Raw genomic sequence first — 26,193 nt, forward strand, 5'->3', positions numbered from 1 at the left:
CCCCACAACGCCCGGAGCGACCCGCATGAGTGCTGCCTCGATCGCCCTGTTCACCTCCGATCTGCGGGTCCACGACAATCCCGTCCTGCACGCCGCGGCGAAGGGCACGGGCGGTGTCGTGCCGCTGTTCGTCCTCGACGACGGCGTACGGGCCGCGGGCTTCGACGTCCCCAACCGGCGCGCCTTCCTGGCCGATTGCCTGGCGGACCTGGACGAGGCGCTGCGCGCCCGCGGGGGCCGGCTCGTCGTCCGTACGGGAGACGTGGTCGAGGAGACCGCGCGGGCCGCTGCCGAGGCGGACGCGCGCGACGTGCATGTGGCGGGCGGGGTCAGCGGGTACGCGCACCGCCGTGAGGAGCGACTGCGGCGGGCCCTGGAGGCCGACGGGCGGCGGCTGCACGTGCACGACGCGGTGGTCACCGCCCTCGCGCCGGGCGAGGTCACCCCGGCCGGCAAGGACCACTTCGCGGTCTTCACGCCGTACTTCCGGCGCTGGCAGGCCGAACGCCACCGGGACGTGCTGCGGGCGCCCCGGCGGGTGCAGGTGCCCGAGGCGGCCGGCTCCGGGCCCGTACCGCGGCGGCGCGATGTCTCCGGGGTGTCCCCCGGGCTGGCGGCGGGCGGCGAGGTGGAAGGCCGCCGCCGGGCGACGGCCTGGATGGGCGCTCCGCTGCGCCGCTACGCGCAGGGGCAGGACGACCTCGCCGGGGACGCGACCTCCCGCCTCTCCCCGCATCTGCACTTCGGCACGCTGTCCGCCGTCGAACTGGTCCGGCGCGCCCGTGAGGCGGGCGGCGACGGGGACGGCGGCGAGGCGTTCGTACGGCAGCTGGCCTGGCGGGACTTCCACCATCAGGTCCTCGCGGCCCGCCCGGCCGCCGCGCATACGGACTACCGGGCGCGGTACGACCGCTGGCGCCGCGACGAGCAGGAGGCCGAGGCGTGGCGCGCCGGCCGCACCGGCTACCCGATCGTGGACGCGGCGATGCGGCAGCTCGCCCACGAGGGCTGGATGCACAACCGCGCGCGGCTGCTGACCGCCAGCTTCCTGACCAAGACGCTGTATCTGGACTGGCGGCTGGGCGCGGCGCACTTCCTGTCGCTCCTGGTCGACGGCGACCTGGCCAACAACCAGCTGAACTGGCAGTGGGCGGCGGGCACCGGCACCGACACCCGCCCCAACCGTGTCCTCAACCCCCTGGCGCAGGCGAAGCGTTTCGACGCGGACGGCGCGTACGTACGGCGCTGGGTGCCGGAGCTGGCGGACGTACCGGGGCTGGAGGGCGGCGCGGTCCACCAGCCGTGGAAGCTGAAGCCCGCCGCGGCGCGGGCGAAGGCGGACTATCCGGACCCGGTGATCGACCTGGCGGACGGCCTGGCGCGGTTCAAGCAGGCCCGCGGGCTGGAGTAGGGGGCAGAGCTGGTCAGTGGGGCAGGGCTGGTCAGTGGGGCGCCGGTGGTCCGCCGGTGGCTCAGTGAACGCTGCCCTCGCCGGTCCCCCGATGTCGCTCATGGCCGGGTATGGCGGGCGGTTCCGGTCAATCGGCTGAGCCGTGTTCTCGGGCGCCGTTCCCGTGGCTAGCGTGTGCGCCGACCTGCTCCACTCGTACGCACGAAGGAGAGCGATCATGGTCGACATCCCCACCACACCCGGTCTGGCCTGGGACGAGGCCGCGTCCCTGCACGGGCAGATCGTCGGCAACCCCTCCGTGGCCCCGAACGCCGACGGCCGGCTCCAGGTGTTCGCCCGCGGGAAGAACGAGCAGGCGCTGTGGACCATCTGGCAAAAGCGCGACGGCGGCTGGAGCGACTGGGAGAACCTGGGCGGTTCGCTGGGCAGCGAACCCAACGCCATCCGCAGCCGGGACGGCCGCATCTCGGTCTTCTACAAGGGCTCGGACGGTCACCTGCACCACGTGCGGCAGGGCGCGATCAACGTCGGCTTCAGCCCCGACGACATCATCGTGCGCAACATCGGCGGCGACCCGGTCCCGGCCGTCAACGCCGACGGGCGCCTCGACGTCTTCTTCCGCGGCACCGACACCCAGCTGTGGCACGTGTACCAGCAGAACGTCGACTACGAGAACTGGGTGGCGCCGTCCAGCCTGGCCGGCGGCGTGCAGGGCAACCCGGCGGTCGCGCGGGCCGGCGACGGCAAGCTGGAGGTCTTCCACCACAGCACCAACGGCAACCTCTACGACAACCAGCAGAAGGTCCCCGACTCCAGCGACTCCTGGAGCGGCCACTTCGAGCTGGTGCGCAACATCGGCGGCGGCGTCGAGGCCGGTCTCGACTCGGACCAGCGCATCCAGGTGTTCTTCCGCGGCACGGACACCCAGCTGTGGCACATCCAGCAGAAGGCCGGGTACGACTCCTGGACCTCCGCGTCCAGCCTGGCGGGCGGCGTCCAGGGCACGCCCGCGCTGGCGCGCGCGGCCGACGGGCGGCTGGTGGTCTTCCACCACAGCACCAACGGCCACATGTACGTGGCCGAGGAATCGAAGATCAACGGCGTGGACTGGAGCGGCCACTTCGAGGTCGTACGCAACGTCGGCGGCGACCCGGTGGTCGGCACCAACCGGGACGGACGCCTGGAGCTGTTCTTCCGCGGCACCGACGAGGCGCTGTGGCACCGGCCGCAGAAGTTCGTGTGAGCCCCGCTTCCGTCCGGGCCCCTTCGTGTGAGTGCGAGTCCCGCGTCCGCTTGAGCCTTACGGGCGCGTCGCCTTGAGCGAGTACATGAGCGGGACGCGGGGGCGGTCGGCGGGCAGCCGGAAGTAGCCGTCGTCCCCGCGTGCCAGCGAGCCGAAGCGCTGGAACATCGTCATGTCGTGCTCGTGCAGGAACTCCAGGCGCAGACCGGCCGCGGCCAGCGCCGAGACGACGTCGCCGAGGGTGTGCTGCCACTCGACGCGGCGGTTGTGGACCGTGGGGGCCGAGAAGTCCGTGTACGTCCCCGGGCTCTCGTCCACCCACGCGTCCCGGCTGAAGTAGTCGTACGCGACACGCGAGGCGCTCTCGTCGTCCAGGACGTCGGTGAGCGGGTGGAACTCCGCGAGGTAGAGGAAGCCTCCGGGAGCGACGAGGGAGGCGGCCGTCTCGGCCCAGCGGCGGATGTCCGGCAGCCAGCAGAGCGCCCCGAGGCCGGTGTAGACGATGTCGTACGCCACGGGAGTCGCGGAGGTCTCCGCGGACGCGGCGACGGCCTCGGCGGCGTCGTACACGTCGGCAGTGAGGAAGGTGGCACGCTCGGGGCCGATGCCGACCTCGGCGGCCAGTTCGCGGGCGGCCTCGATCGCGGGCTCGGAGAAGTCCAGGCCGACGACGCGGGCGGCGCCGCGGTGGGCCCAGGACAGGGTGTCCTGGCCGATGTGGCACTGGAGGTGCAGCAGCGACCTGCCGGTGACGTCACCGACCTCCGCCGCCTCGAAGTCACGGATGACGTCCCGGTCCCGGCGGAATCCGTCCTGGTCGTAGTAGTCGCTCGCGAGGTGGAGGGGAACCCGCTCGTCCCACATGGCTCGGTTGGCCGCACGCCAGTCCTCAGGTCCCGTGTGAGTCAGCATGCGGCGAAGTTATCCACAGGCCGGTGGCCGTGTCAGCGGAATTTTCCCGGGCCTGCGCAGAATGGGGCCATGACTGACGAGACCACCAACGCCAACACCGGCACTTCCGGGGCGGGCGCCCCGGGGACGGCCGGCTCCCCCGCGGCCGCGCCGGACTGGGAGAAGCGCTTCCGGGCCCCGCGGGTCGGACTGCCCGAGTGGGCCGAGGACGCCCCGGACCGCTCGCTGTTCGTCTCCAACGCCACCGGCACCTTCGAGCTGTACGCCTGGGACCGGGCGAGCGGCGCGCAGCGGCAGGCCACCGACCGGCCGAACGGCACGACGGACGGCACGCTGACGCCCGACGGCGAGTGGATCTGGTGGTTCTCGGACACCGACGGGGACGAGTTCGGCATCTGGAAGCGGCAGCCGTTCGGCGGCGGCGCGGACGAGCCGGCCGCGCCCGGCCTGGAGCCCTCGTACCCGGCGGGCCTGGCGCTCGGCCGGGACGGCACGGCGGTGATCGGCCGCTCCACGGACGAGGACGGCACCACCCTGCACGTCGTACGGCCCGGAGAAGCGCCCGTGGAGATCTACCGGCACCGCGAGTCGGCGGGCGTGGGCGCCCTGTCGCACGACGGTTCGCTGATCGCGATCGAGCACACCGAGCACGGTGACGCGATGCACTCCGCGATCCGGGTGGTGCGGCCGGACGGCTCGACCGTCGCCGAGCTGGACGACACCAAGGGCGGCACCGAGGAGCTGGGCCTGTCGGTGATGGGCTTCGCGCCGGTGGACGGCGACTCCCGGCTGCTCGTCGGGCACCAGCGGCGCGGCCGCTGGGAGCCGATGATCTGGGACCCGCTGTCGGGCGAGGAGAGCGCCCTGGCCATCGACCTGCCGGGCGACGTGGCCGCCGACTGGTACCCGGACGGTGCGGCCCTGCTGGTGGAGCACGAGTTCCGGGCGCGCGCCGAACTGTGGCGCTACGAGCCGCTGACCCGGCAGCTGACCCGCGTCGAGACGCCCGCCGGGACGGTCGCCGGGGCGACGGCGCGGCCGGACGGCTCGGTGGAGTACCTCTGGTCGTCGGCCGCGCAGCCGCCGGAGGTGCGCTCGACGGCCGGACGGGTCGTCCTGGACCCGCCCGGGGCGAAGGCGCCGGGCTCGGTGCCGGTGACCGACGCGTGGGTGGAGGGCCCGGGCGGCACGGTCCACGCGCTGGTGCAGCAGCCGGCCGGCGATGGCCCGTTCCCGACGGTCTTCGAGATCCACGGCGGCCCGACGTGGCACGACAGCGACGCATTCGCGTCCGCGCCCGCGGCGTGGGTGGACCACGGCTTCGCCGTGGTGCGGGTGAACTACCGCGGCTCGACGGGTTACGGCCGGGAGTGGACGGACGCCCTCAAGCACCGCGTCGGGCTGATCGAGCTGGAGGACATCGCGGCGGTGCGGGAGTGGGCCGTCTCCTCCGGGCTGGCCGACCCGGAGCGGCTGGTGCTGTCCGGCGGCTCGTGGGGCGGCTACCTGACGCTGCTCGGCCTCGGCACCCAGCCGGAGGCGTGGGCGCTGGGCCTGGCGGCGGTCCCGGTGGCGGACTACGTCACGGCGTACCACGACGAGATGGAGGCCCTGAAGGCGATGGACCGCACGCTGCTGGGCGGCACGCCGGAGGAGGTGCCGGAGCGCTTCGAGGCGTCGTCGCCGCTGACGTACGTGGACGCGGTGCGCGCGCCGGTCTACATCTCCGCCGGGGTCAACGACCCGCGCTGCCCCATCCGCCAGGTGGAGAACTACGTCGACCGCCTGAAGGACCGCGGCCACCCGCACGAGGTGTACCGCTACGACGCCGGCCACGGCTCCCTGGTCGTGGAGGAGCGCATCAAGCAGGTCCGCCTGGAGCTGGACTTCACGCGGCGGTACCTGGGGACGGGCCAGAGCCAGGACCGGGGCCGGGGGCAGGGCCAAGGCCAGGGTCAGGGTCAGGGCCAGGGTCAGGGTCAGGGGGTGGAGGGCAGCGGTGAGCTGAAGCAGTAACCATCGAGAGCGGGGTGGGGGGGTGGGAGGGGCGGGGGCGGGGGGGGAGGCCCCCAGAGCGCCGTGTGGGCCTCGCCCCGGCCCCCAGGCCCCCTTTCCCCCAGACCTCCTTCCCCCCGGCCCCAGCCCCGGCCCCCGCTCACACCCCCGCTCCCCGCCCCGCCTCCCCACGATCCCGCCCCATGTCCCCCACCCCGCTCCCCCGTCCGGGAGAATGGAGGTTCGTACGTGGAACGGAGCGGGGGCGCCCTCCCGCTCGTCTTGTGGCAGGAGAGCACTGACGGTGTCCCAGAAGCATGAAGCCCGCTCGGCCGGCGGTGACCGTCTCGACCTGCAGGCCGACTGCGGCAGCTGCTTCGGGCTGTGCTGCGTCGCGCTGCCCTTCGCCGCCTCCGCCGACTTCGCGGTCGACAAGCCCGCCGGCAAACCGTGCACGAACCTTCAGGCAGACTTCAGCTGCGGCATTCACGCCCGCCTCCGCGACAAGGGCTTCTCCGGCTGTACGGTCTTCGACTGCTTCGGCGCGGGCCAGAAGGTCTCCCAGGTCACCTTCGGCGGTACGGACTGGCGCAGCGCGCCGGGCACCGCGCGGCAGATGTTCGACGTGTTCCCCGTCATGCGCCAGCTCCACGAGCTGCTCTGGTACCTGGCCGAGGCGCTGGAGCTGCCGGCCGCCCGGCCCGTGCACAAGGACCTCCGCCGCGCTCTGGACGAGACCGACCGGCTCACCCGCGGCAGCGCCGACGCGCTCGCCGAGGTGGATGTCGCGGCCGTACGGCAGGACGTCAACGCCCTGCTGCTGCGCACCAGCGAACTGGTGCGGGCCACCGTCCCCGGCCGTAAGAAGAACCACCGGGGAGCCGACCTGATCGGCGCCCGGCTCAGGGGGGCCGACCTGCGGGGCGCCAACCTGCGGGGCGCCTACCTCATCGCCGCCGACCTCAAGGGCGCGGACCTGCGGACCGCCGACCTGATCGGCGTGGACTTCCGGGACGCGAATCTGAGCGGTGCCGACCTGACCGGCAGCATCTTCCTCACCCAGGCCCAGCTCAACGCGGCCAAGGGCGACGCCTCGGCCAAGCTGCCCGAGGCGCTCAGCCGCCCGGCGCACTGGCGGTAAGGGGGCGGCTCAGGACCGCGTCGCGGAGGGAGCACCGTTCGCGCCGGCCGTACCGTGCGCGTCGCCTCCGGAGGGCCCGTCGCTCCCCGAGGCCTCGGCCGCCGCCCCCTCCTCCGCCGGGACCAGTCCCAGCGCCACGTCCCTGGCCGCCTCCGCCTCCCGGCGGAAGAGCCGGAACCACATGAAGATCACGAATCCGGCGAACACGAACCATTCCCCGGTGTACCCCAGGTTCTGGAACGCCTTCAGGTCCAGCCCGCTGCCCTCCGCCGCCGTCGGCGGCACGGCGACCAGCGGCGCGTCGGCCTCGGTCACGGTGATCCAGGCGTCGTACACGTCGTACGGGACGATGTTGACCAGCGACGCCGCGCTGATCATGCCGAGCTGTCCGGCCGGCAGCCCGCCGCCCGCGTGCACCCCGTCGGTGCCCTGGTTCTCGGACGCCTGCAGGGCCCCGGTGACCGTCACCGCGCCGCTCGGCGGCGCGGGCACCTTCGCCCTGGCCGCCGGCGTGTTCACATCGCCGGGCAGCCAGCCCCGTACGACCGGGAGCGCCTTGCCGCCGTCCGTCCGCAGCAGCGTCAGTACGTAGAAGCCGTTCCGCTCGTCGAGTCGGCGGTCCGGGACGAGCAGCTGGTGCCCGGTGTCGTAGCGGCCGGTGGCGGTGGCCTGGCGGCCCGAGGTGACCTTGTCCACCGGCAGCAGCTCGTCCAGCGGCCGGGCGGCCGCGGTCTTCGCCTCGGCGGACCGGTCCTCCTGCTGGTGGTGCGTGTCGACGCGGTCCTCGAAGCGGCTCAGCTGCCAGCTGCCCATGAAGATGCAGAAAGGGATCGCCAGTACGGCGAAGACGTTGATTCCCCACCACCGCGGGGTCAGCAGGAACCGGTACACAAGGCCAACGGTACGGGGAGCGCCCCCCGGACCGGACGGCGGGGCCGTACCGGCGCCGCCGCGCACGGCCCGGGCAGGGACTCGTACGCGGGCAGGCGGGCCCGGGGCCGCTACTGCGCCGGCAGGGGTTCGGTGCGGTACACCGTCCCGGCACAGGCGTCCGGGAGCTTGACGTCCGCCGCGGCCGGCTCCCCGGCCTCCGGCGTGTGGTTGAGCACGATGCCGCCCGGCGGGTTGGAGCCGCCGCCCGGGGTGCCCTCGCTGCCGCCGGCCTGGCTGCCGCCCGTGGTGCTTCCGGCGCCCTCGCCGGACACCGACGAGGAGGAGTCCGGCGCCTTCTCACCGGGCGCCTTGGACGGCACCGGGGTCGGCGACGGGGGCGGCGCGGAGCAGCCGGTCGTGCCGCCGCCCTCCGCCGGGACCCATGCGAACTTGACCTCGTACGCCTGGCCCGGCTTGAGCACCAGCTGGTCCGGGGTGGTGATCGGGTCGGGCAGGGCGGGGGCCGCGTCGCCCGCGGTGTGGTCGACGACGCTGACGCGCGAGCTGTCCGTACCGCCCTGCGGGAGCACACCGATCTCGCCGCCGCCCTCGACCGAGCACGCGGTGTCGGAGGTGTTCACCACCCGGAACGAGCCGTAGACGCGGCCACTGGCGTCGGCGGGGCCGACCGAGCTGACACCGTTGCCGAGCTGCGCGCGCGAACAGGCGGGCGAGGTGACGTCCATCGTCCCGGACGGGTACGGCGTGCCGGTGCCGGCGCTGGGCTGCTCGTCCGCCGCGTCCGGGCTCTTGCCGGGTTCGGCGGGCTTGCCCGGGTCGGTCTTCTTCCCGCCGTGCGCGGCCGGCGGCTTGCCGCTGTGCTCGGTGCCCTCGCCGTGCGTGCCTTTGGTGCCGCCCGGGGTGCGCTGCGTACTGGCGGCGTTGGCGGGGCGGTCCTCGGGACCGTCGGCGAAGTCGGCCACGTGCACCATCGCGGGGATGGACGTGCCGCCGAGCAGGATGGCCGCGGCGGCGCCGACCACGGCGTGGCGACGGCGCCGGCGCCGGGCCGGGACCGCGCGGCGCAGCTGTTCGAGCGAGTCGGGGGCGGGCTCCAGGTCGCCGACGGCGGAGTGCAGCAACCGCCGCAGCTCGTCCTCACCGACGCCTCGGCCGGTGTCCTGGGGATCCTGCGGCTCGTCCTTCGGGTCCGGCGAATCCTTCGGCGTCTGTGAGGTCTCGGAGTTCTCTGAGGCCTCTGAGCTCCGCGGGTCCTGCGAGCCCTGTGGGTCCCGTGCGTCGTGCTGGTCCTGTGTGCCGTGCTGGTCCTGCTGGTGGTGCGGATGCCGCGGCTCCCCCTGGTTACGGGAGTTCCACGGGCCTTGCCGGTCCTGCGGGTCGTACGGGCCGAACTGCTTGCCACTCATGCGGGAGCCTCCATGGCGACGCGCAGCGCCGCGATACCCCGTGAGCCGTACGCCTTCACCGAACCGAGCGATATCCCCAACGTCTCGGCGACCTGGGCCTCGGTCATGTCCGCGAAGTACCGCAGGACCAGGACCTCGCGCTGGCGGCGCTGCAACCCCCGCATCGCCTTGATCAATTGGTCGCGCTCCAGGAGGTCGTACGCGCCTTCCTCGGCGCTCGCCATGTCGGGCATCGGCTTGGAGAGCAGCTTCAGCCCGAGGATGCGGCGGCGCAGCGCCGAACGGGAGAGATTGACGACTGTCTGGCGCAGGTAGGCGAGGGTCTTCTCGGGATCGCGCACCCGGCCCCGGGCGGAGTGCACCCGGATGAAGGCTTCCTGGACGACGTCCTCGCAGGAGGCGGTGTCGTCCAGCAGCAGCGCGGCCAGGCCCAGCAGTGATCGGTAGTGCGCGCGGTAGGTCTCGGTGAGATGGTCGACAGTCGTGCCCGCAGCCATCGCGTCGTCAGTGTCCCCACGCTGAGGGGAGATCTGCGCAGGCTGCGCGGCAGGCCACGGGGCGATCACCGGCATGCCCCCGGGCATGCGGGGCCGCAACGGCCGCACTGCTGTGCCGCCGGAGCCCCCTGGGGCGATCGCGATGCCGAATACCTCTGCCACGCCTGTTGGACACGTTTCCCCCCATCAGGGTTGTACGCGCACGACACCGTCTTTGACGGCGGGTCAAATGCCCTCATGCGTACCAGCTCTTCCCCAATACCCCATTTGTCCCACAGGTCCATGGACACCCTTGAGGGGCGGCCACAAAGACGCTCCCCGCCCAACTACCGGTTGCAGTAAGGGGGAGCGAATAGTCGAACACGGCGTCGGGCCAGTTCAAGTGGTTTGGACCAACGAGTCGCTCACGGGACCTTCACACAACTCACAAGGTATCTCCTGAGCGGATCAGCGACAGCACCAATCGGGTCAGTAGCTGCTCCAAAAAGGCACTCCTCGGCCACGGTCGACGTTTCCCGGCCAACGAGCGTCGCACACCGGGCGCGGCGGCCGTGCGCCGGGGCCCGACGGCGCACGGCCGGCCATCGGACCACGCGCTCCGGGACCACCACACGAACCCGCTGGGACCGGCCGGGACCGCGACCGGCCCCGCTCCCCGCTGCCCGCTGCCCGCCTCCCCGCTCCCCGCTCCCCGCTCCCCGCTCCCCGCTCCCCGCTCCCCGCCCTCCGGCCTACGCCGTCATCTCCCCCGCGACCACCTCGGCGATCTGCGCGGTGTTCAGCGCCGCGCCCTTGCGCAGATTGTCCCCGCACACGAAGAGCTCCAGCGCCCGCGGATCGTCCAGCGACCGCCGTACCCGGCCGACCCAGGTCGGGTCCGTGCCGACCACGTCGGCGGGCGTGGGGAACTCGCCGGCCTCCGGGTCGTCGCAGACCACGACGCCCGGTGCGGACGCCAGGATCTCGTGCGCCCCGGCGACCGTGACCTCGTTCTCGAAGCGCGCGTGCACGGTCAGCGAGTGCGTGGTGATCACCGGGACCCGTACGCAGGTCGCGGTGACCCGCAGGCCGGGCAGACCCAGGATCTTCCGCGACTCGTCACGGACCTTGAGTTCCTCCGAGGACCAGCCGTCCTCCCGCAGCGACCCGGCCCAGGGCACGACGTTGAGCGCGACCGGCGCCGGGAACGGGCCGAGCGTGTCGCCCATGGCCCGCCGTACGTCGCCGGGGGTGGTGCCCAGCTCCGTACCGGAGACGGCGGCGAGCTGGGAGCGCAGGGTGTCCACGCCGTCCTTGCCCGCGCCGGAGACGGCCTGGTAGGAGGAGACGATCAGCTCGCTCAGCCCGTACTCGGCGTGCAGGGCGCCCAGCGCGACGATCATCGACAGGGTGGTGCAGTTCGGGTTGGCGACGATGCCGCGCGGGCGTACCCGCGCCGCGTGCGCGTTGACCTCGGGGACCACCAGCGGCACGTCCGGGTCCAGCCGGAACGCCGCGGAGTTGTCCACGACCACCGCGCCCTTGGCCGCGGCGATCGGCGCCCACTGCGCGGAGACCTCGTCCGGTACGTCGAACATCGCGACGTCGATGCCGTCGAAGACCTCCTCGCTCAGCGCGAGGACCTCGACCTCCTCGCCCCGTACGGTCAGCTTGCGGCCGGCCGAGCGGGCGGAGGCCACCAGCCGGATCTCGCCCCAGATGTCGGCCCGCTCGGAGAGGATGCCGAGCAGCACCGAGCCGACGGCGCCGGTGGCGCCGACGACGGCCAGATGCGGCTTACGGGCCGCGCGGTCACCCACGCGGCCCGTAGCCGTACCCGAGAAGGAGGTCGTCATCGACCGGTGCCGCCGTACACCACGGCCTCGTCGCTCTCGCTGTCGAGACCGAAGGCGCTGTGCACGGCCTGCACGGCCTCCTTGACGTCGTCCGCGCGGGTGACGACCGAGATACGGATCTCGGAGGTCGAGATCAGCTCGATGTTCACACCCGCGTTGGACAGCGCCTCGAAGAAGGTCGCGGTCACCCCGGGGTTGGTCTTCATACCGGCGCCGACCAGCGAGATCTTGGCGATCTGGTCGTCGTAGCGGAGCGAGTCGAAGCCGACCGACGCCTTGGTCTTCTCCAGCGCCGTGACGGCCTTGCGGCCCTCGTCCTTCGGCAGCGTGAAGGAGATGTCGGTCAGACCCGTCGAGGCGGCCGACACGTTCTGCACGACCATGTCGATGTTGACCTCGGAGTCCGCGATGGCGCGGAAGATCGTCGCGGCCTCGCCCGGCTTGTCCGGGACGCCGACGACCGTGACCTTCGCCTCGGAGGTGTCGTGCGCGACGCCCGAGATGATCGCCTGCTCCATGGGCTGGTCCCCTTGCGGTTCGTTGCTGACCCAGGTGCCGCGCAGTCCGGAGAAGGACGAGCGGACGTGGATCGGGATGTTGTAACGGCGGGCGTACTCGACGCAGCGGTGCAGCAGCACCTTGGAACCGGAGCTGGCCAGCTCCAGCATGTCCTCGAACGAGATCCAGTCGATCTTCCGGGCCTTCTTCACGACCCGGGGGTCGGCGGTGAAGACGCCGTCCACGTCGGTGTAGATCTCACAGACGTCCGCGTCCAGCGCCGCGGCCAGCGCGACGGCGGTGGTGTCCGAGCCGCCCCGCCCCAGCGTGGTGATGTCCTTCTTGTCCTGGGACACACCCTGGAAGCCGGCGACGATGGCGATGTTGCCCTCGTCCACGGACGTCTTGATGCGGCCCGGCGTGACATCGATGATCCGCGCCTTGTTGTGCACGGAGTCGGTGATGACACCGGCCTGGCTCCCGGTGAAGGACTGCGCCTCGTGACCGAGGTTTTTGATCGCCATCGCCAGCAAGGCCATGGAGATCCGCTCTCCGGCGGTCAGCAGCATGTCGAACTCGCGCCCCGACGGGATCGGGGACACTTCCTGCGCGAGATCGATCAGCTCGTCCGTCGTGTCGCCCATCGCGGAGACCACCACAACCACCTGGTTGCCGTTCTTCTTGGCCTCGACGATTCGCTTGGCAACGCGCTTGATGCCCTCGGCATCCGCAACGGATGAGCCGCCGTACTTCTGCACGACAAGGCCCACGTGCGCTCCTCGCAACTGTCTCTTCGGGAGTTTCCTCCCGGACCCCCGGAAATGGGGGTACTGCGGTCGGCTCAGTCTAACGAGCAGGCGGAATCCGCCTCGCCAATACCACATGGTGAGACACAGCGCTCACGTCGCGAACGTCCGTGGACCGGCGTGGGCGCGCCGTTGCGCCCGCTCGGCCAGCACATGCCCGCTTCTCACAAGGGCACACGGAAAGGTAAGCCAGGTCACACCGGGCTCGGTGGCCGTTCCGGGCGCCGTGGGGCGCGAGACCGGCCGGGGCCGCCTCGGGGGACGCGTGCCGCCCGGGGCCGCCTTAGGGCGCGTACCCAGCCGACGCTGCCTTGGGGCCCGTACCCGGCCGGGGCCGCCCTCAGGCGCGTACCCCGCCGCCCGGCCGTCTCACACCCCGCGCAGCCCCAGCGGCCCGGCGATCTCCGCCGCCATGACCTTGCCGGCCTCCTCGGCGAGCCGCTCCTCGTCGCCGTCCGCCGCGTCGCTGTCGGTGTCCAGGCCGTCCAGCTCGTCCAGCGGCTGGTCCAGCCGTACGTGGGCGACCAGCGACTGCAGCGCGCGCAGCGCCGCGCTCGCCGTCGGCCCCCAGTTCGACAGGTACGAGAACTGCCACCACCACAGCGCCTCGCTGACCCGGCCCGCCCGGTAGTGCGCCAGGCCGTGCCGCAGGTCCGTGATGAGGTCCGCGAGGTCGTCGGAGATCCGGCAGGCGACGGGCGCGCTGCGCGGTACGTACGGGTCGAAGACCTCGGAGTACACGTCCACCGGGTCCAGCAGCCGCGCGAAGCGCTCCCGCAGCTCGTCGACGTCCGGTTCCGGGCCCACATCGGGCTCGTACCGCTCGTCCGGCACGATGTCCTCGTGCGCCCCCAGACGGCCGCCGGTCAGCAGCAGCTGGGAGACCTCCAGCAGCAGGAACGGCACGGCGCTGTCCGGCTCGTCGCCCTTGGCCACCTCGGTGACCGCGACGATGAAGCTCTCGATCGAGTCGGAGATCTGTACGGCGAAATCGTCCGGATTCCGCGTGGCGTCGTGCAGCGTGGCATCAGACATCGAGAAGTCTCCTCCCTTCGAAGGCCCGCCCGAGCGTGACCTCGTCGGCATACTCCAGATCGCCCCCGACGGGCAGTCCGCTGGCCAGCCGCGTCACCCGCAGGCCCATCGGCTTGACCATGCGCGCGAGGTACGTGGCCGTGGCCTCGCCCTCCAGGTTCGGGTCGGTGGCCAGGATCAGCTCGGTGATCGTGCCGTCCGCGAGCCTGGCCAGGAGTTCCCGTATCCGCAGATCGTCGGGGCCCACGCCCTCGATCGGGCTGATCGCCCCGCCGAGCACGTGGTAGCGGCCGCGGAACTCCCGCGTCCGCTCGATCGCCACGACGTCCTTGGGCTCCTCCACGACACAGATGACCGCCGGATCGCGGCGCGGGTCCAGGCAGACCCGGCACTGCTCGTCCTGTGCGACGTTGCCGCACACGCTGCAGAACCGGACCTTCGCCTTGACCTCCATCAGCGCGTTCGCGAGCCGGCGGACGTCGGTCGGCTCGGCCTGAAGAATGTGGAAGGCGATCCGCTGCGCGCTCTTGGGACCGACGCCGGGCAGTCTGCCCAGCTCGTCGATCAGATCCTGGACCACGCCTTCATACACGGAATGTCTTCTCTCTCTTCTGCCGTGCTGCGTACGCTAGTTGTCTCCTCCCCGGAAAGGGAGACCCATCTTCCGACGACTTCGGCCCCGGGAGTCCGGAACGGCGGTTCCGGAGCCGGAGCCGGAGTCTGCGTCGTTCTCCTGCTTCTTCCCGGTCGGCGGCCGGTGACCGACGGCCGGTGACCGACAGCCCATGGCCGTCGGCCGACGGCTCAGAAGGGGAGGCCAGGGATGCCGCCGCCCAGCCCCTGGGCGAGCGGGCCGAGCTTCTGCTGCTGGAGCTGCTGGGCGCTGGCGTTGGCGTCCCGTACGGCGGCCAGGACGAGGTCCGCGAGCGTCTCGGCGTTCTCCTCGGCGGTGCCCGCCTCCGGGTCCACCGCCTTGGGGTCGATGACCAGGCCCTGGAGCTCACCGGAGCCGTTCACGGTCGCCTTGACCAGGCCGCCTCCCGCCGAGCCCTCCACGGGCGTCTCGGCCAGCTCCTGCTGGGCCGCCGCGAGATCCTGCTGCATCTTCTGGGCCTGCTGGAGCAGCTGCTGCATGTTGGGCTGACCACCGGGGATCACTACGTGACTCCTGCCGTACGACAACGATTGGTGCGGTAGCCCGAGCCTACGTGCTCGAACGGCGTGACGCCCTACGCCGTACGGAGGAGCACGGCCGTACGCCTGGCCGACAGCCGGGCGGCAGCCGCCGGTACCCGATCAGCGAGCCCGGTACGGGCGCTCAGCACAGCCACGCCGCACAACCGCCACGCCGCTCAGCACCCTCGTACCGCCCCGCCGCTCAGCACCCTCGTACCGCCCCGTACTCCCTACCGCCCCAAGCTCCGCACCGCTCAGCACCCATGGCCGCTCAGTACTCGTTGTTGAACTCCTCGACCACCGTCGCCCCCAGCTCGCGGACGATCAGATCGTGTCCGCTCAGCGCGGAGTCGACGAGGTCGGGGTCGTCCTCGGCGGGCATGTCGTCCTCGATCGATACCGGCGCGGGCTCCGGCTCGCGGTACGCGGGCTCGGCAGCGCCACCACCACCGGCAGGCCCGGAAGCACCGGCTCCGGCCGCGCCCCCGTAGGAACCGCTGGAACCGCTATTGCCGCCGTCGCCGCCGGCCCCGTAGCCACCGCCACCGCCACCCGGCGCGGCACCCGTCGGAGCCACCGCCTGCCGCGCCATCTGCGCACCCTGGCCGCCGCCCTGCGCACCGCCGCCGGCGTCGTACCCGGAGCCGCCCTGCGCGCCACCGGACGGACCACCCTGGCCGCCTCCCTGCGCCGGAGCGCCGGAGGGGCCGCCGAAGCCGCCGCCACCGCCGAAACCGCCGCCGCCGAAGCCGCCGCCCTGCGGCGCGCCCCCACCGGGCCCGCCGGGCGGATTGGTGCCCCCGGACGGGTCGACGATCGCCTCGACCTTCCACTGCACGTTGAACTTGTCGGCCAGCGCCTGGCGCAGCACGTCCTCGCTGCCGCCGTTGGCGAAGCTGTCCCGGGCTCCGGCGTTCGGGAAGCCGATCTGCAGCGTCGTACCGTCGAAACCGGCGACCTGCGCGTTCTGGCTGAGCAGGATCCAGGTGAAGCGCCGTCGGCCCTTCACCGCCTCCAGGATCTCCGGCCACAGCTGCCGCACCTGCGCGGCGCCCTGCGCCATGCTCCCGCCGCCCTGAGCGGCCTGCTGAGGCTGCTGAGGCTGCTGCCCGTGCTGTACGGGTACGGACTGGCCGGGCTGCCCGGACGGCCCCGCACCGGCCTGCACACCGCCACCAGGGCCACCGGCAGAGCCACCGGCACCCCCAGCGCCTCCCGGGCCGCCACCCTGCCCAGGTGCCGTCGCCGTGGGCCACCCACCGGGCTGCCGCTGTCCGGCCGAGCCCCCGGCCGCCTGCTGCCCCGGCCACGCACCGGGCTGCCGCTGTCCAGCTCCCTGGCCGCCACCCTGACCGGGCCACGCCCCAGGCTGCGCCGACGGCTCACCACCCGTACCGGCCCCAGTACCGGCACCCGCGCCAGCACCTGCTCCGGCTCCAGCTCCGGCCCCGGCCCCGGCATTCGGACTCCCGGCCCCGGGCCAAGCCCCCGGCGCCGCGGCAGCCGCTGCCTCCGCCCCCGCAGACTCCACCTGTCCCCCACCGGACGACACTCCCCCGGCGGGCGCACCGGACACATCCGCCCCAGCACCAGCACCAGTCCCGGCGCCGGCACCGACCCCGGCACCCCCACCATTCATCCCCCGCACCGCAGCACGCGCGGCAGCCGGACCCGCCGGCCCAGCAGGCACCCCGACAGCCGTTCCAACCGCCCCGGCCGCCCCGGCCGACGGCATCCCCGCATGGCCGCCCGGCCCCGGCATGTACTCGACCTCGGGCCCGCCGACCCCCGTCGTCACCGGCCCGCCGACGCTCAGCCCGGCCGTGCTCGCCCCGCGCTCCAGGCGGTCGAGGCGCGCCTGCACCGAGCGCTCGTCGTCGTACGCCGCGGGCAGCAGCACCCGCGCACAGATCAGCTCCAGCTGCAGCCGGGGCGAGGTGGCCCCCCGCATCTCCGTCAACCCGGCATTGACCAGATCGGCCGCGCGCGCCAGCTCCGCCCCCCGAACACCGACGCCTGAGCCTGCATCCGCTCGACGACATCAGCGGGCGAGTCGATCAGTCCCTTCTCCGCCGCGTCCGGCACCGCCGCCAGGATCACCAGGTCACGCAGCCGCTCCAGCAGGTCGGCCACGAACCGCCGCGGGTCGTTGCCGCCCTCGATGACCCGGTCCACGACCTCGAAGGCGGCCGCCCCGTCACCCGCGGCGAACGCTTCCACGATCGAGTCCAGCAGCGACCCGTCGGTGTACCCGAGCAGGGACGTGGCCATGGCATACGTCACACCGGCATCACCCGCCCCGGCGAGCAGCTGATCCATCACCGACATGGAGTCACGCACGGACCCGGCGCCGGCCCGCACCACGAGCGGCAGCACACCCTCCTCGACCGGGATGTCCTCCTGCCCGCACACCTCGCCCAGGTAGTCGCGCAGGGTCCCCGGCGGCACCAGCCGGAACGGGTAGTGATGCGTACGCGACCGAATCGTCCCGATAACCTTCTCGGGCTCAGTGGTCGCAAAAATGAACTTCAGATGCTCCGGCGGCTCCTCCACCACCTTGAGCAGCGCGTTGAAGCCCGCCGACGTGACCATGTGGGCCTCGTCGATGATGTAGATCTTGTACCGGCTGCCGGCCGGCCCGAAGAACGCCTTCTCCCGCAGCTCACGGGCGTCGTCCACGCCACCGTGCGACGCCGCGTCGATCTCGATGACGTCGATGCTCCCCCGCCCGTTACGAGCGAGATCCACACACGACTGGCACTCCCCGCACGGATCGGGAGTGGGACCCTTCTCACAGTTCAGACAGCGCGCCAGGATGCGCGCACTGGTCGTCTTGCCGCACCCACGCGGCCCGCTGAACAGATACGCGTGGTTGACCCTGTTGTTCCGCAGGGCCTGCTGGAGCGGATCGGTCACGTGCTCTTGCCCGATGACCTGAGCGAAGGTCTCGGGACGGTAGCGGCGGTACAGCGCAAGGGACGACACGCATACGACGATATCGGCCCGCACTGACAACCGGTCCGCCCCCGATCCCGAGAACGCAAACGCCCCCCACGCACCCGCCAGAGCTCACTTACCCTTGCTGCCTTCCGGCCCTGGGGGAGTTCGGTGAGATAGCGCCACGTGAGGGGCTGCGCCCAACCCTAGCGGATCCCCCGCCCCACGCACGACCCCACCCCGCCCCAAGATCACTCCCACCCCCCTTCGCGATCACTCCCGACCCCCTCCGGCGGATCATGTTCGCGAGCACCCCTCAACGTCTTGTATTGTTTGCGGCGGAGGATTCGCCTAGTGGCCTAGGGCGCACGCTTGGAAAGCGTGTTGGGGGCAACCCCTCACGAGTTCGAATCTCGTATCCTCCGCCAGTGCCTCACCGGGCACTACGTCGAAGGCCCCTACCGTTCGCGGTGGGGGCCTTCGTCGCATCCTCACCCCTCGTTGTCCTGGTTTTTGTCCACAAGGGGTGTGGCCGGCGTCCCCCAGATGGCTTTCTCGATCTTCCGGGCCGCCTCCTTGAGCATCGGGTCGGTCACGTGCAGGTACCGCGCCCGCATCCGCGCCGCACCGCCCGGCTCCCAGCCCATGATCTGGTCAATGACTCGGTCCGGGACTCCGAGCAGCATCAGCACGGTCCCGGCGGTGTGGCGGGCGTCGTGTAGGCGGGCGTCGCGGACTCCGGCGTCATCCAGTAGCCGCTTCCAGTCGTGGTAATCCGTATTCGGGCTCAGAGGCCCGCCCAACGGCTTGGTGAACACGTACTCCGAATCGGCCCACAGGTTGCCGGCGGTCTTGCGCTCCCGGGCCTGAGCGTCCTTGTGCGAGCGGAGCATCACGACCAGCGGGCCCGGCAAGGGGACCACGCGGCGCCCGGCGCGCGACTTGGTGTTCTTGGTCTCGCGCCGCACCTGTACCCGCTCCGGGCAGTAACCAGCCTTCCGGCCGCACGGCGCGGCCTCCGAACATCCGTGCTCGTACTTCGGGCGCAGCCGGTTCCGGCGCAGCTTCAGGTACTCGTTGCCCAGGTCGACATCCGACCAGCGCAGGCCCAGAGTCTCGCCTTGGCGCAGCCCGAGCGCGAGGGCCAGCATCCAGCGGGCACTGTTCCGCCGCTTGTTGACTTCGAGCAGGAGGCGCTGCACCTCGTCCACGGAGTAGGGCTCAATCTCCGTCTCGCCTTCTTCCATCCGGGGCGGCTTTGCCAGTGCTGCGGCGTTCTTCGCTGCGTGGCCGCGCCGTACCGCCTCGCCAAGAGCAGTACGGGCTGTTCGGTGGGCCTGATGGGCGGTACCCGGCTTACTCCCACCGCTCTGCATCCGGCGATAGAGGGCTTCCAGGTGTTCCGGCTCTAGGCGGTCGATGCGGTGCTTACCGACGCCCGGGACGAGGTGAACTCGAACCGCCACCTCGTAGCCGGCGTACGTGTTCTCGCTGACCACCGGCTTAGCGATGTTCTCGACCCAGTGCTGAAGCCACTTCCCAACCAGCCACGGTTTCCCGGGCTGCCGCGCCGAACCCTCGTCACGCTGCTTCTCCAGACGCCGCACCTCGTCCACCAGATCCTTACGAGTCTTGCGTGTCAGGTGCCTGCGGTACGCCGTCCCGTCGTCCTTGTAGCCCATGGGCACACGGGCGTGCCAACGCCCGTCTTTGCCCAGGTAGATGGCGGACTCACCGTTGGCCCGGCGGGTGCGCTTCTTCTCCTCCGCCACAGGCGGACTCCTTCGGGGTTGAGGTGGAACACGGAGCGCCGCCCCGATGCGGCGAGACGGCGCTCCCAGGAGGGCAATCAAGCGGCTCGCCGCCCAGTCCGTCGGCGCGCCAGGTACTCGGCAAGAGCGTCGGCGGGGACGCGGCGGAGTCGGCCGATGCCGACGGACTCCAGTTCGCCGGAACGGATGAGCCCGTAGCACGTGGTGCGGCCGATACTCAGGCGGCGGGCCGCCTCCTCGACGGTCAACAAGACCAGCGTGGCGTCCGGGTTCGTGGCGCGCGGAAGCTCGTGCACTTTCGAGATGGTCACTGAGGTCTCCTTCGGGTGCCGGAAACCCCGGTTGCGGTGACAGAACTCCAGAAACCTCCCGTGCGGCCCGCTGACCTGCGCGTTCGCGGGTTTGATCTCCGGTGACAAAACCTCAAAAAACTGTGACAGAACCTCAAGGGCGGGGGTTCTGTCACCGGGTGCCGACGGGGCCCGCCGCGGGGCGCGGGGGTTCTGTCGAAGTTTCCGGAGGTTTTGTCGCCAGCGCGATCAAGGCCGTTTATGCAGGTCGGCGACTTGCGGCGGGGGTTTTCGGGGTTCTGTCACCGGGTCGGGGGTTCTCGTCAGGCGGCCGGGGGCGGGGTGAGGCAGGGGTGAGTGTCGTAGCGGGGGGAAGGCGGCCGGCCGCCGCGGCCGGAGCGCGGCGGCGGGGCCTGCCGGCGCACCCAGCCGTGTTCCTCCAGGAGGTCCAGGGCGGGGTCAAGGTCGGCGATGGCCCGGAAGGTGCCTTTGGGCAGGCCGCGGAACAGCTCACGCCGGGTGAAGCCGGTCAGCCGGGCGTCACGCAGGTGGGCCAGGACGGTGTGGGCGGCGTCCCGGTCCGGGCTGGCACCCATGGCGTCGAACACGTCCAGGGCGTGCGCGGTGAAGTAGTCCCCGAGCTGGGTGGCGGCGGCCAGGGCGGGGGCGCCGACGGGGCGGCGCCATCCGTCTTCGGGATGCGTGGCCAAGTGCAGCAGTCCGGCGATGCGGGCCACCGCCCCGTCGCGCTTGGACGCCCATTTGACAATGGGCGCCAGGCTGCCGCCCTTGCCGAGACGGGACTCGGTGACGCGCTGGTAGGCCAGCATTACCGCATCCGCCTCCTCGGTGAGGGTCAGGACGGCTGGGTCGGTCCAGTCGGCCAGGGCCAGGGTCAGGCCGGCCACGTGCCGGGCGTATGCGGCAGCGGTCTCCTCGGGGATGAGGTCGGGGGTCAGGTTGCGGCGGCCGACCAGGGATTCGGGTTTGGCGTACAGGTAGCGGGCCAGCAGGCCGCGGCCGTCGGCGCCCTTGATGGTGCCGATCGATTCGAGTACTTCGGGCTGGACGGCCAGGCCCATGGTCACGGCGGGGTGTTCGATGTGCTGCGCGTCGCGGCCCTGGCGGTTGACGCGCACCATGTCCCCGGCGTGGCCCTTGAGGAAGATTTCCATGTTGGGGGTGCCGGAGTAGCGGCCGGCGATGATGTCGAAGATGCCGCCCTCCGGGGACAGGACCGAGATGCGTCCGCCCTGCTCCGCCAGGAGCGTGGCCGCGCTCTCCGGCGTCACGTCGTCCGCGACAAGCTGCGGCTTGACGGATGCGTGGACTTCGTCGGCGGCCTGGGCCAGTTCGATGGCTTCGGCTGTCAGCTTGGCGCGCTGCTCCGGGTCGGCGGACGCGGCTTTGGCCATGGCCTTGTCGGCTGCGGCCTTGGCGAGTCGGGCGGTGGTTTCGGCTTCCGCCCGTACGGGGCCGGAGAGTTCGACCAGTTCGCGTTCCGCGGCGAGCAGCGGGGCGGTCATCAGCGCGAACACGGCGGACTTGCGGTTGCCGGGGTCCAGGGCCACCGCCGTGTAGATGTTGAGGGGTTCGCGCCAGTGGCCGCGTACGCATACGGTGACGCGTCCGCCGGCGGCGGTGGCGATGACGGCCAGGGCCAAGCAGCCGGCCAGGTCCAGGGGGGTCTGGGTTTCTTCGGCGACGGCGGCCACCATGGCGGCCAGCCAGTCGGGCAGGGCGTCGACGGGGAAGGGGGGCAGGTCGCGGCGGGCGGCCAGGGGCACGGGTTCGTCCCAGATGGGTCCGGCGATGTCCTCGGCTTCGACCGCTCCGAAGCCTGCCCACAGGTCTTCGGAAGCGCTCATGCGGCTTCTCTCCTGATGAGGCGCGGCCTGCGGGGCGGGGGAGCCTGCGGGCCGCTCGGGTCGGTCGGGTGCGGGCCAGGGCGACAAGCTGAGTCGACGCCCTGGCGGGCGGCGCCCTTCGGCGCGCCACGGCCGGTGGGGGCCGGGGTCGTCCTGGCGAAGCCGGGGCCGGCGGTGGCCTGAGTGGGCATTTCAGATGGAGGGAGGGGGGCGGTGGTCATGCCGTCTCCCGGGGGCGGGCGGTGCGGATGGACCAGTCCAGGGCGCTGCGCAGGGTTGAGCGGCACTGGTGCGGCGGCAGGCCGGTGGACTCCGCCGCCGTCTGAAATGCCTCTTCGACCACGTGCCGGGGGATGTCGCCCCATGCCACGAAACGGCCCAGCTTGCGGGCGCTGGTGAACAGGGCCGCTTCCCGGCCGCCTTCCTGCGCCGCCGCCACGACGGCGGTCTCACGTTCCAGGGCGACCTGTGCGCGGCGGGCCCCGCCGCGCGGCACGACGACCGGCACGGGCGGCCGTACGGTCTGCTGCCGGGGGGTGAGCGCGTCCAGGAGCCAGCCGGGCAGCGGCGCCACCGGCGCATCGTCCAGGACTTCGTAGGCGCCCGCCGCCGTGGTGCTGCCGGCGCCGACGACGTAGCCGCCCCACGCGCGGGTGTCGACCAGCGGGGCGAGGGTGCCCGCTGTGTTGCCCAGCCGAACGCCGTCCGGCGCGGCGAAGTACAGGTGCGTGCCGCCGCTCGCAGTCCGCACCCGGTAGGTGCCGGGGACGGGCCGTCCGGCGCGCTCGCAGAGCGCCGCAAAGACCGTCGCGCCGTCAGGCGCGTCCCTCATACCCTTGTCCTTGTTCTTGGGCATGTCGAAATCCACGACGACCAGGCCGGACGGGCCGGTGGCCACGCCGACGTTGTACGGGGCGTGGGCCCACGCGCGTTCGATGCGCTCGGGGTCGGTGGTGGCGCGCTGCTCCCACTTGCGGTGCCCGCCGGCGCACTCGCCGGTGCGGGGGCACTGCGCTTCGCCGTGCAGCGCCGGACGCTTGTCACCGGGCCGCAGCGGGTGGACGTGCCAGCCGCGGTCGGCGGCGGCCAACGCCGCGGCGAGCAGAGCCACCTGCGGGAGATCAACGGTCAGGGGCGCGCTCATTCGGCCCTCACCTCCGCTGCGGCTTCGGCGGCGGACACGATCACGCGGGCCGGAACGTCGCCGGGGAAGTCGAACGTGAACTGGCCGTCGCAGCGGCCCCGTCGTGGGCCGGACAGGGAGGAATCGCCGCAGTCGTTCGTGACGGCCCAGCAGGCGCCGCCCTTCATCAGCAGGCCGGAGCGCTTCTCCGTCCAGCCGCGGGCGAGCAGCATGCGGCGGACATCAAGGCGTTCGCTCATGCCGCGCCCCTCCCGTCCATCGTGGCCAGGTAAGCGCGGCCGGGGCGGGTGACGCGCACGGGGTCGGTGTGGCCGTTGCCTACGTCGACATAGCCGGCGGTGTCGAGCAGGTGAAAGGTGCGGTCGGCCACCACGTAGGGGGTGCCGTTCAGGCGCCACCGGCCGCACGGCGTGGACACGAAGACCACGCCGTCGCCGGCGTCGCGTCGGGCAATCTCGCGCAGCAGTCGAAGCGCGGCCGGCTTGAGGAACACTCGCGGGGCGGGGGCAGGTTGCGTCATGCTGGAGACCTCCGGTGCGATTGACGCTCTGTTGAGTTGCGCTGGGAGGAGAGGGCGGCCCCGACTTCATTGGCGTGAGAGGGGGCCGCCCTTGCTGTGCCCGTAGCCGGACACGAGGGATTGTCAGTGGGGACGGATAGATTCGCCGTATGACGACGCTTGAACTGGTGCCGGGCCTGGTGACGACGCGCGAGGCGATTGCAGCGGCCTACGGCTGCGGGACGTTCCAGGGGATCGAGCCGGCGGATGAGGCCGGCATGGTGTTCGTGTACTCCGACCCGTCCGCGGGCGCGGAGTACGGCTACACCTTCGACGGCCGCGCTGAAGATGATGAGTTTGGGCCGCTGTACCTGTACACCGGTGCCGGCGCTAAGGGGGATCAGAAACCCTCGGGGCGGAACAGTTCACTGATCACGCATGCCGAAAAGGAGCGTGAGCTGCATCTGTTCATTGCGCATGGCAAGGTGCCCGGCAGCGGGGCGATGCAGCAGCGCTATGTCGGCCAGATGGTGCTGGACCCCATCCAGCCGTACGAGCAGCGGTGGGCGCCGGGGGCCGACGGCGTGCTGCGGCGCGTTCTGGTTTTCCGACTGCGTCCGGCGCCGGGTTCGACGCTGGACGAGGCGAACCCGATCGAGCCGGCCACGCAGGACACGCTCATTGAGTTGCCGGAGCCGCCCAAGGCGTCGGAGCCGGTGAAGGCTGCGAAGGTGCCGCAGCAGACGCAGGCGAAGGACAAGCAGACCGAGCAGCACGCGACCGCGCAGACCACGGCGAACGTGACCGGCGGGAAGCGGGAAGTCATCCGGCGCGAGGGACAGCTCGTGACCGCCTTCGAGGCTCACCTGAAGTCATTGGGGCACATGGTCAAGAGCTTCCAGATCACGGTGAAGGGTGAGCGCGGCACGCTCGTACCGGACCTGTACGACGCGACCGACAACGCGCTGTACGAGGCCAAGGGTAAGAGCCGGCGGGAAGACGTACGCATGGCCATCGGCCAGTTGCTCGACTACCGGCGCCATATCGGCGCACCCTCTGGCCTGCGGTTGGTCGTCCTGTTGCCGTCTTACCCCAGCGATGATGTGCAAGACCTGCTGGTTGCGGAGGGTATTTACCTGGTCGTGCAGGCCGGGGACACCTTTGAAGGTTTTCCGCTTTCTGCTGCGTCGGTGTAACTGATAGGGCGGCCCCGGGCTTTGGCGAGATGGGGGCCGCCCTCGTGTGTGCGAAGGGTCTGGGTTTGCGCGGCGCCGTGGTCAGCGACGGCCGCGGCGGGATGGCGGCGGATGCGGGCGACGGTGGCGCAACTGCTCCGCGCGCATGGCCACGTCTTCCAGGGCGTGGGCCAGGTCGGTGGCGCGCGGGTGCGGGGTGCCGGTCTGTCGCTCGAAGTCGGCCGTCAGCTCGTTCACGAGCCGGTGCAGGTGCGCGATGCGCGGTTCGTGGAGCGGGTCGGCGGAGACCTCGGTGTACCCGAAGCGGTCCGGGACTCCCGTCACCAGGATGCGCTCACCGTGGGGGTCGGCCGTCCAGCGTCCGGTGTCCGGGTCCTGCACCGCCGCCGTCAGCTTGGCCACCCACTGTCTGGCCTCCTGGTCGAAGTGGTCGTATTCCTCTTCGTCCCAGTGACGGCCGTCCGGGCCACGGAGAATCCTGTTCACGGCGCCTCCGGCGCGGACCGGTCGGCGCCGACGAGGTTCCGGCGGTGCCAGACGGCGTACTCCTGGCGGACGTAGCCGCGCGGGTCGCGGGCGGCGTCCAGGGCATGCGGCGGAACGGTGCCGGCGCTGCGGCTGTCGCCGCCGGCGTTGCGGTCCAGGGCGAGCAGGTGCCGGGCGGCTTCGGTGGCCACCTCGGGGGTGTCGCTGGAGACATGGAGGGTGTCGTCCAGGAGCGCGATGCGGTCCAGGGCGGCGGCCCGGCGCAGGCAGAACGTACGGTCGGCCGGGCCGCCGCGGCCCGCCCCGGCCGCAACGGTTTCGGCGACCCAGGTCAGTTCGTCGGTCAGGACCGGCGCGCCGACGTAGGCGGCGTCCGGCGACGGCCACGTGCGGGCCGGGGGCCTGGCGGGGTCGGGCTGGTGGTCGGCGGTGACGTACAGCCGGGCCTGGCCCGGGGTGCGCGAGGGGTAGCGGCGTACGGCGCCGGTACGGAAGGCGGCTTCGAGCGCGGCGGTGACCGGGCCGGTGTCGTCGGCGTCGCAGATGACGCGGATCTCGAACACGGCGGTGCTCCTTAGAGGTTGCCGATGGCGTTGACCACGGCTTCGCTGAGCTGGGTCACGGGCCTGGAGGCGCCGGTGGAGGCGAGGTAGAAGCCGAACATCACGGCGATGAAGGCGGCGCCCCAGCTCAGGGACTTGGAGCGCAGCAGGAAGAACAGGACCAGGCCGAACAGGAAGATGAACGAGACGGTGACCGCCACGGCGGTACCTCCTTCGCGGGTCGGGGTTGGTCAGCGGGTGCCGTCGCGGTGGATGCGCGCGGCCAGGTTGTACAGGCGGCGCCCGGTGCGGATGCGTATGCCGTTGCCGTCACAGTGCCGGCAGTGCTTGCCGCGCCGGGGCCGACCCTTGCGGTCGGTCTTGAGCTGGAAGCCGAGACCGGAGCAACGTCGGCAGCGGCCGAACGGGCTGCCCGCACACAGAGCGGCGTAACTGAGCGTGATGACGAGCCAGAGAGCGATAGCGAGCAGGGTAGGGGGCATCACGGGCCCTTCCAGGCAGGATTCCGGGGTTTTTGCAGGTGGGCCGCTATCCGCTAGCAGCCTGATCAGGTCGGGTTTGGGGTGCTAGCGGTGCCGCTATCGATAGC

Annotated in this window: 24 protein-coding genes, 1 tRNA gene, 1 other RNA gene and 1 pseudogene; 6 read left to right on the plus strand and 21 right to left on the minus strand. The window is 71.9% G+C overall.

The window, feature by feature from the left end:
* The first annotated feature begins 25 nt into the window (after positions 1–25).
* Both OEIGOIKO_RS18990 and OEIGOIKO_RS18995 read left to right on the plus strand, forming a co-directional pair.
* Positions 26–1,411 (plus strand): cryptochrome/photolyase family protein, encoded by a 1,386-nt coding sequence (locus OEIGOIKO_RS18990; protein WP_125055065.1) that lies wholly within the window; start codon positions 26–28, stop codon positions 1,409–1,411.
* 217 nt (positions 1,412–1,628) lie between these two features.
* Positions 1,629–2,654 (plus strand): PLL family lectin, encoded by a 1,026-nt coding sequence (locus tag OEIGOIKO_RS18995; RefSeq protein ID WP_125055066.1) that lies wholly within the window; start codon positions 1,629–1,631, stop codon positions 2,652–2,654.
* Positions 2,655–2,711: 57 nt separating this feature from the next.
* Here OEIGOIKO_RS18995 and OEIGOIKO_RS19000 read toward each other — a convergent pair whose 3' ends face one another.
* On the minus strand, positions 2,712–3,566 hold the full coding sequence (locus OEIGOIKO_RS19000; RefSeq protein WP_125055067.1) for a class I SAM-dependent methyltransferase: 855 nt from the start codon (positions 3,564–3,566) through the stop codon (positions 2,712–2,714).
* 69 nt (positions 3,567–3,635) lie between these two features.
* Between OEIGOIKO_RS19000 and OEIGOIKO_RS19005 the strand changes: the two genes are divergently transcribed.
* Both OEIGOIKO_RS19005 and OEIGOIKO_RS19015 read left to right on the plus strand, forming a co-directional pair.
* Positions 3,636–5,582: a S9 family peptidase gene (locus OEIGOIKO_RS19005; protein WP_246177416.1), complete on the plus strand. Its 1,947-nt coding sequence runs from the start codon at positions 3,636–3,638 to the stop codon at positions 5,580–5,582.
* Positions 5,583–5,865: 283 nt separating this feature from the next.
* Positions 5,866–6,702 (plus strand): pentapeptide repeat-containing protein, encoded by an 837-nt coding sequence (locus OEIGOIKO_RS19015; RefSeq protein ID WP_246177417.1) that lies wholly within the window; start codon positions 5,866–5,868, stop codon positions 6,700–6,702.
* A 9-nt stretch (positions 6,703–6,711) separates the two neighbouring features.
* Here OEIGOIKO_RS19015 and OEIGOIKO_RS19020 read toward each other — a convergent pair whose 3' ends face one another.
* From OEIGOIKO_RS19020 to ffs, 10 genes and pseudogenes are all read right to left on the minus strand, one after another.
* Complete coding sequence (locus OEIGOIKO_RS19020) at positions 6,712–7,593, minus strand: SURF1 family protein (RefSeq protein ID WP_125055070.1); 882 nt, start codon at positions 7,591–7,593, stop codon at positions 6,712–6,714.
* 110 nt (positions 7,594–7,703) lie between these two features.
* A complete protein-coding gene (locus OEIGOIKO_RS19025; RefSeq protein ID WP_125055071.1) occupies positions 7,704–9,002 on the minus strand; it encodes a DUF4232 domain-containing protein in 1,299 nt (432 codons plus the stop codon).
* Positions 8,999–9,586, minus strand: a complete 588-nt coding sequence (locus OEIGOIKO_RS19030) for a SigE family RNA polymerase sigma factor (RefSeq protein ID WP_174857309.1) — start codon at positions 9,584–9,586, stop codon at positions 8,999–9,001. Before OEIGOIKO_RS19030 ends, OEIGOIKO_RS19025 begins: the two co-directional genes overlap by 4 nt.
* A gap of 644 nt (positions 9,587–10,230) precedes the next feature.
* A complete protein-coding gene (locus OEIGOIKO_RS19035; protein WP_125055072.1) occupies positions 10,231–11,334 on the minus strand; it encodes an aspartate-semialdehyde dehydrogenase in 1,104 nt (367 codons plus the stop codon).
* The gene (locus OEIGOIKO_RS19040) at positions 11,331–12,602 is read right to left on the minus strand and encodes an aspartate kinase (protein WP_031012973.1); all 1,272 of its coding nucleotides are present in this window, start codon (positions 12,600–12,602) and stop codon (positions 11,331–11,333) included. The genes OEIGOIKO_RS19035 and OEIGOIKO_RS19040 overlap by 4 nt, the downstream gene beginning before the upstream one ends.
* Before the next feature lie 405 nt (positions 12,603–13,007).
* The gene (locus OEIGOIKO_RS19045; protein WP_030019637.1) at positions 13,008–13,673 is read right to left on the minus strand and encodes a DUF5063 domain-containing protein; all 666 of its coding nucleotides are present in this window, start codon (positions 13,671–13,673) and stop codon (positions 13,008–13,010) included.
* Positions 13,666–14,265 (minus strand): recombination mediator RecR, encoded by a 600-nt coding sequence (gene recR, locus OEIGOIKO_RS19050; RefSeq protein ID WP_003984655.1) that lies wholly within the window; start codon positions 14,263–14,265, stop codon positions 13,666–13,668. The genes OEIGOIKO_RS19045 and recR overlap by 8 nt, the downstream gene beginning before the upstream one ends.
* Before the next feature lie 212 nt (positions 14,266–14,477).
* Positions 14,478–14,807: a YbaB/EbfC family nucleoid-associated protein gene (locus OEIGOIKO_RS19055; RefSeq protein ID WP_206504511.1), complete on the minus strand. Its 330-nt coding sequence runs from the start codon at positions 14,805–14,807 to the stop codon at positions 14,478–14,480.
* Between the two features lie 313 nt (positions 14,808–15,120).
* A pseudogene (locus tag OEIGOIKO_RS19060) lies at positions 15,121–17,834 on the minus strand (DNA polymerase III subunit gamma and tau).
* A gap of 52 nt (positions 17,835–17,886) precedes the next feature.
* Positions 17,887–17,985, minus strand: an RNA gene (ffs, locus tag OEIGOIKO_RS19065) — signal recognition particle sRNA small type.
* 141 nt (positions 17,986–18,126) lie between these two features.
* On the opposite strand from ffs, the gene OEIGOIKO_RS19070 reads away from it, so the two are divergent.
* Positions 18,127–18,214, plus strand: a tRNA-Ser gene (locus OEIGOIKO_RS19070).
* Between the two features lie 63 nt (positions 18,215–18,277).
* Here OEIGOIKO_RS19070 and OEIGOIKO_RS19075 read toward each other — a convergent pair.
* The 6 genes from OEIGOIKO_RS19075 to OEIGOIKO_RS19100 all read right to left on the minus strand — a co-directional run bounded on the left by OEIGOIKO_RS19075 (position 18,278) and on the right by OEIGOIKO_RS19100 (position 23,380).
* Entirely contained in the window at positions 18,278–19,558 is a 1,281-nt protein-coding gene (locus tag OEIGOIKO_RS19075) for a tyrosine-type recombinase/integrase (protein ID WP_125055074.1), read from the minus strand.
* A gap of 77 nt (positions 19,559–19,635) precedes the next feature.
* Positions 19,636–19,869, minus strand: coding sequence for a helix-turn-helix domain-containing protein (locus OEIGOIKO_RS19080; RefSeq protein ID WP_371858940.1), 234 nt, complete (start codon positions 19,867–19,869; stop codon positions 19,636–19,638).
* Between the two features lie 302 nt (positions 19,870–20,171).
* Complete coding sequence (locus tag OEIGOIKO_RS19085) at positions 20,172–21,716, minus strand: YfjI family protein (protein ID WP_125055075.1); 1,545 nt, start codon at positions 21,714–21,716, stop codon at positions 20,172–20,174.
* A 217-nt stretch (positions 21,717–21,933) separates the two neighbouring features.
* Complete coding sequence (locus tag OEIGOIKO_RS19090) at positions 21,934–22,860, minus strand: bifunctional DNA primase/polymerase (protein WP_125055076.1); 927 nt, start codon at positions 22,858–22,860, stop codon at positions 21,934–21,936.
* Positions 22,857–23,099, minus strand: coding sequence for a hypothetical protein (locus tag OEIGOIKO_RS19095; RefSeq protein WP_125055077.1), 243 nt, complete (start codon positions 23,097–23,099; stop codon positions 22,857–22,859). The genes OEIGOIKO_RS19090 and OEIGOIKO_RS19095 overlap by 4 nt, the downstream gene beginning before the upstream one ends.
* Entirely contained in the window at positions 23,096–23,380 is a 285-nt protein-coding gene (locus tag OEIGOIKO_RS19100) for a hypothetical protein (RefSeq protein WP_125055078.1), read from the minus strand. The genes OEIGOIKO_RS19095 and OEIGOIKO_RS19100 overlap by 4 nt, the downstream gene beginning before the upstream one ends.
* Before the next feature lie 149 nt (positions 23,381–23,529).
* On the opposite strand from OEIGOIKO_RS19100, the gene OEIGOIKO_RS19105 reads away from it, so the two are divergent.
* A complete protein-coding gene (locus OEIGOIKO_RS19105; RefSeq protein WP_246177418.1) occupies positions 23,530–24,555 on the plus strand; it encodes a hypothetical protein in 1,026 nt (341 codons plus the stop codon).
* Positions 24,556–24,636: 81 nt separating this feature from the next.
* Here the strand turns inward: OEIGOIKO_RS19105 and OEIGOIKO_RS19110 are convergent, their stop codons facing one another.
* Genes OEIGOIKO_RS19110 through OEIGOIKO_RS19125 form a run of 4 tightly spaced genes read right to left on the minus strand, consistent with a single transcriptional unit; the run spans position 24,637 to position 26,086 of the window.
* Positions 24,637–25,041, minus strand: a complete 405-nt coding sequence (locus OEIGOIKO_RS19110; RefSeq protein WP_125055079.1) for a hypothetical protein — start codon at positions 25,039–25,041, stop codon at positions 24,637–24,639.
* Positions 25,038–25,604 carry a hypothetical protein gene (locus OEIGOIKO_RS19115; protein WP_125055080.1) on the minus strand — a complete coding sequence of 189 codons (567 nt, stop codon included), beginning with the start codon at positions 25,602–25,604 and terminating at the stop codon, positions 25,038–25,040. Before OEIGOIKO_RS19115 ends, OEIGOIKO_RS19110 begins: the two co-directional genes overlap by 4 nt.
* Before the next feature lie 11 nt (positions 25,605–25,615).
* The gene (locus tag OEIGOIKO_RS19120) at positions 25,616–25,804 is read right to left on the minus strand and encodes a hypothetical protein (RefSeq protein ID WP_125055081.1); all 189 of its coding nucleotides are present in this window, start codon (positions 25,802–25,804) and stop codon (positions 25,616–25,618) included.
* Between the two features lie 30 nt (positions 25,805–25,834).
* A complete protein-coding gene (locus OEIGOIKO_RS19125; protein ID WP_125055082.1) occupies positions 25,835–26,086 on the minus strand; it encodes a hypothetical protein in 252 nt (83 codons plus the stop codon).
* Between the last annotated feature and the right edge of the window lie 107 nt (positions 26,087–26,193).

The organism is Streptomyces paromomycinus, from assembly GCF_003865155.1.
GTDB classification, from domain to species: Bacteria; Actinomycetota; Actinomycetes; order Streptomycetales; family Streptomycetaceae; genus Streptomyces; species Streptomyces chrestomyceticus.